Raw genomic sequence first — 5103 nt, 5'->3', positions numbered from 1 at the left:
AATCCTTTCTGTTCGTTGTGCTTATCTGAATGGTTTACTTGCTATTTGAGTGTTTCTGCCAAAAGTGGATGCTCCCGATATAAGCTGCCATCTATATCGTGTCTCCTCTCAAAGTAATCAGCTAGCCTTCTAGATGAAACTGGCTTATTATCTACATCACCTCGAATAACATTAACCATGAGATGTTGCTTTACTTAAAGTATCTACCTCTATTATCTTTCAACTTGAAGTAATCGTCCCGTGCTATTTGATATCTGTCGATGTTCTCCGAAATTACATTTGAGGAAAGCTAAATCGTGATTTGAGTCTCATTATCATATGCGCGATCGCACTCCCCAAGCCAAAGTCTACGACGGGCTGCGCCTTCGGATTCACAGCATCCATCGTCCCTCAGCAACGGCATATTGAAAGGCGATCGCTTTTTTAGCTATGGTCGTGTAGCTTTGAGTTAATCTTCTGAGTAGGATGCTTAATTTTAGCGATATGCTCAATTAAGCTGCCCTGTTCTGTGAATACAAATATTGCTGAAACCCGATAAATACTTCACTGATATTCGCAACATTCCCTAGTTCTTCCACAGCATCACGAACAGTATGATATTTCAACTCTAACAGTTGAGGTAATTTAGTGCGATCAAGTTCTCCCACCCCGGCTTTGATGTATTGTTCCAGTACAAAGTCGAGAAATTCTTGCTGTTTGCCGAGATACTGCGAGAAGATTAAGGATTTGTGAGCAAGGACGCGCTCTCGGCGGCTAATGGGTGGAGAGGCATAGGCAATATAAGCCAGCACATCATATAAATCGCTTTTCTCGGCATCAATCAGGCGGCTAATTTCTGTGAGTTGTTCCTCTCCATAGCCTTTCTCAGCCAGTCCTTCTAATAATGCTTTACGGGTGTCAGGGCGGCTCCAGATAGCTCTTAATTCGTCTTCATCTGTAAATAGTTCAGGAATTTCACCAAAGAGACGTTCTACAAATGCTGCGGCGCTCATGGGTTTACCGTCTGGACTCCAGAAGGTGGTGGACATCTGATGCTGGAAGAAACGTTCTTTGCCATCAGCGAGTTTGATTTTGATTTTTTGAGGGCGGCGTTCTTCTGGAGTTTCCACGCTACCTTTGTCAGTGTCTTTTATGAAACCTTTGGTTGTATCTGTACTTTCAGGCTTTTTGACTACTACAGGTTCTTGGGGTTCGCCATCCCATTCAGGATCGTCGAAGCGTTCGTAAGCTTTGACAAAATCATAAATAGTGAAGTAGTCTTTCCCCTCAAATAGGCGAGTACCACGACCAATAATTTGCTTAAATTCAATCATCGTGTTGATGGGGCGCATCAGCACGATGTTACGAACGTTTCGGGCATCAATTCCAGTGGAAAGCTTGTGGGAAGTGGTGAGAATGGTAGGAATATTCTTCTCATTGTCTTGAAAGTTACTGAGGTGTTGTTCGCCTAGCTTGCCATCATTGGCAGTAACGCGGACACAGTAATTAGGGTCACTGCTAATCTTCATTTGGTTGATTAAATCCCGCACAGCTAAAGCGTGGGGTTGGTTGGCGCAAAACACCAGAGTTTTTTGATTCTGGTCAATTTCTTGCATGAACAGTTGCACCCGGTAGCGTTCGCGCTCGGCAATTTCGATGATGCGGTTGAAGTCGTCTTCGGTGTAGGTTCTGGCTTCGTCTACTGCACCTTCGATCAGTTCATCTTCGCTGCTATAAATATATTCATCTAGGTTAGTTTCGATTTGTCTGACTTTAAAGGGAGTAAGAAACCCGTCGTTAATGCCGTCTTTGAGGGCGTAGGTATAGACTGGCTCACCGAAGTAGGCGTAGGTGTCTGCGTTGTTTTTGCGTTTAGGAGTGGCGGTGAGTCCAAGTTGGACTGCTGGGGAGAAGTATTCTAAAATGCCGCGCCAGGTGCTTTCGTCATTGGCTCCGCCTCGGTGACATTCATCAATGATGATGAAGTCAAAAAAATCGGGGGGATAGTCGCTGAATTTGGGTGTAGGATTGCCAGCGTCGTCCCGTCCGGTCATAAAAGTCTGGAAAATGGTAAAAAAGATACTGCCATTTTTGGGAACTCGACCGCGTTTTTTGATGGCTTCGGGGTCGATGCGGACTAGGGCATCGTCGGGGAAGGCAGAGAAAGAGTTATAGGCTTGGTTGGCTAAGATATTGCGATCGCTTAAAAACAAAATTCGTGGGCGACGGGTGGGTTGCCTGCTAAGATTCCAACGGCTTTGAAAGAGTTTCCAGGCGAGTTGGAAGGCGATGAAGGTTTTACCTGTGCCTGTTGCCATCGTTAACAAAATCCGGTTTTGTCCTTGGCAGATTGCTTCTAGGACGTGCTTAATGGCATTGTGTTGATAATAACGGGCTTCCCATGTACCGCTTTTGTCTTCAAAGGGGATGGCTGCAAAGCGATCGCGCCACGCATTATTTTCGCTAAAGGTCGCTTCCCAGAGTTGCTCCGGGGTGGGATATTGGTTGATGTAGCTTTCTGCCCCTGTGTGCATATCTACTTGGTAGATGCCGATGCCATTTGTGGAGTAGGCGAATCGAGTTTGTAATTTTTCGGCGTATTTTTTGGCTTGTCCTAAACCTGCGGTATCTGGTAAGTCGCGTTTTTTGGCTTCGATGACGGCGAGTTTTTCACCACGATAAACTAGGACATAATCGGCGATATCTGACTGAGCGCGTTTACCATTGCCAACTAAGCGACCAGGGGCAATAACTTCGCGGCGGATGCGACTACCTTCAATAACTCCCCAATCTGCGGCTTTGAGTGCGGGGTCAATTAGTTCGGCACGGGTTTCGGCTTCGTTCATATTTCACTCATCTCGATTTGCGTTAAAACACTTTTTTGTTGATTCTGCAAGGGTTTGAGGATTTGAGAGTGACTCACCTCGATTTGCGTTAAAACACTTTTTTATTGGTTCTGCACGGGTTAGAGGTTTTGCGTTAAAACACTTTTTTGTTGATTTTGCAAGGGTTTGAGCATTTGGGAGTGGCTCATCTCGGTTTGCGTTAAAACACTTTTATGCCCAAAAAGGGAGATAGCGAGCATAGCGGGTAGAGGTTGATTCGGATTCGTCAGCTTTGATCAAGCCAGCTTCTTTAGTAGCTCCTATAATCAGAGAAACGGTTGCTACTTGCGAGTCACTTAGACGGAACCGCTCCCGTAGGGTTTGGTTAGACATTCGTTGATTGCTGACATACAGCAGACAACAATGTTGGTAGCAGGCTCGAATTCGGTCTGTTTTGCTCATATTGGCAAAATCCTGATGGGCAAGCAGCACTGCTGTAGTGCGTGTGTCACCTACTCGAAAATCTGGCGCGGGTAGTTGAAACACTTCTGCTGCGTTTACAACTTTGTCAATGCCACTGCCTTTTTCTTCACATATACCGAAACGTCGCATTATGTCTGCGAGTTGTTCGTTACGGGAACGATTTTCATCAATAAATCGCTCTACCTTAATAGGCGGAATGCCGGGATTAGATATCTCAATGCGATCGCTATACATCTCGATCGTCACTGAAGTACCTGTTGCTAGAATATCCTGATGCACCAAAGCATTAGCAATAAGTTCTCGTAAAGCCTGTTTCGGAAACATCTTTACTTCTTCCCGCACAACTTCCTCTATAAAACGATTTTGCGGTGCTGCTGAGTGGACAAAATCTACTAATCTTTCAAAGCCAACGGCATATCCTCGGTTGCCTGTCTTGTCATCACGAGTTTGTAGCTTATTGATACCTTCGTAGATCACGACACGGGGTGCTTTACGAGCCAAGGCAGGGGAAAAGGCATCCAGTTTTTTTGCCAAAAGGATGGCAGCTAGGTTTGTGATTGTCCAGCCATGTGCTATTGGTTTGATTAAGGGACTTCCAAGAAATAAAATATACAGCCAATAAAAATGATAATCATTATAGGGTGGTGAGGGCAAGGGTTGCTGTTAGCAACCCTTGCCCTCAAAAATACACAAGAGAAATCACCACTTTCCTGGGATGAAGAGTGGTAATTAATGATGTAGTATTACTAATTCTCGCAGTGATAAAGCTTGAAAAATTATTTTTTAAAATTATGTTGTTTCATAGCAAATATCAATAAACCATTTCCCTAAATCTGGAAAACTTTCATGACTGGAACTAGTCAAACGCGTAATTTGCTTCTCAATTTCTGCCATAGCTTCTTTAGTTAGCCTAATTCCTAGTTCATAAGTTTTAGTGATTAGTTTAACAACAGGATGTTTCCCACTCCCTGTCATGTTATGAGCAAAATTTAAAGCTGTTTCCACTTCATCAAGAATGCTACCGTTCCAATAATTTTCTAGTACAGCCCAAGTTCGTTCAATGGGATTATATTTACTGTGATACGGAGGGTAGTACGCTAAACGTAAGTTGAGTTGATATTTTTGAGAAAATTCAACTATGCGCTTCATAAATTGTGTACGCCGAGAGTTATTCTCTCCTCCATTATCTTGATTAATAAGCAGAGTCTTTATTTCTGGAAATCGCTCCCCTTCTGATTCCCAAAAATCTGCTAAAATATCAACAATAAAATCACTCGTTACTTTTGATTCTGTAAAATATAAAAATAGTTCGTCAAGCTCTGGAAGGAAGATACCATAAGGAGTGATGCTTGTTTTGGGGTGGAAGTCATGGTCATCAGTTTTTGTCGGCGCTCGATTTCTACCACCACGGTCAAATGAGCCGATATTGACACGAGCTTTTGCATCTAAACTTAAACGTAAAATGCTTGGGTCATCCAAAGCCTCTTGATGAACTATAGCTAATTGCTCAAAGATTGCGTCCGTTTCGGGAATTTTTTTTGAGGTTGAATTTTGGCAACCCGTTTGAGACGATATCCTAAATTATTTAACTTAACGCGAATTGTTTCTGAAGTTGGTAATTCTTCATCTGCATAACCAAATTTCTCAATTAATTGATGTCTCACTTGGGCAGCAGAAAGACGCATATAGAGTCGTTGACTTTTAAAACTTGGGTCTATCTAACTTTGACCATCAACTAACTTTTTGATATCTGATAAAAGATTTGGTAGATGTGATTCTGCTTTATAACGTCCTCGACCTCGATAGTTATCTATAC

At 43.1% G+C, this 5103-nt stretch carries 3 protein-coding genes and 1 pseudogene; all 4 read right to left on the bottom strand.

Annotation, left to right across the window (positions count from 1 at the left end; genetic code table 11):
- Window positions 1-41 precede the first annotated feature (41 nt).
- The 4 genes and pseudogenes from RMZ41_RS31825 to RMZ41_RS31810 all read right to left on the bottom strand — a co-directional run bounded on the left by RMZ41_RS31825 (window position 42) and on the right by RMZ41_RS31810 (window position 4972).
- Window positions 42-179 carry a hypothetical protein gene (locus RMZ41_RS31825; RefSeq protein WP_322640208.1) on the bottom strand — a complete coding sequence of 46 codons (138 nt, stop codon included), beginning with the start codon at window positions 177-179 and terminating at the stop codon, window positions 42-44.
- 312 nt (window positions 180-491) lie between these two features.
- A complete protein-coding gene (gene hsdR, locus RMZ41_RS31820; RefSeq protein WP_322640209.1) occupies window positions 492-2825 on the bottom strand; it encodes an EcoAI/FtnUII family type I restriction enzme subunit R in 2334 nt (777 codons plus the stop codon).
- A 210-nt stretch (window positions 2826-3035) separates the two neighbouring features.
- Window positions 3036-3941 (bottom strand): ATP-binding protein, encoded by a 906-nt coding sequence (locus RMZ41_RS31815; RefSeq protein WP_322640210.1) that lies wholly within the window; start codon window positions 3939-3941, stop codon window positions 3036-3038.
- Window positions 3942-4076: 135 nt separating this feature from the next.
- A pseudogene (locus RMZ41_RS31810) lies at window positions 4077-4972 on the bottom strand (ISAzo13 family transposase).
- Between the last annotated feature and the right edge of the window lie 131 nt (window positions 4973-5103).

It is taken from the genome of Nostoc sp. DedVER02 (assembly GCF_034530675.2).
In the GTDB taxonomy this organism is placed as follows: domain Bacteria; phylum Cyanobacteriota; class Cyanobacteriia; order Cyanobacteriales; family Nostocaceae; genus Nostoc.
This window is presented reverse-complemented; position numbering and strand designations above follow the sequence as displayed.

What these genes read in the sequence shown, in the direction of transcription:
- RMZ41_RS31825 (WP_322640208.1), bottom strand. Translation starts at nt 179, where the DNA reads ATGGTTAATGTTATTCGAGGTGATGTAGATAATAAGCCAGTTTCATCT.
- hsdR (WP_322640209.1), bottom strand. Translation starts at nt 2,825, where the DNA reads ATGAACGAAGCCGAAACCCGTGCCGAACTAATTGACCCCGCACTCAAA.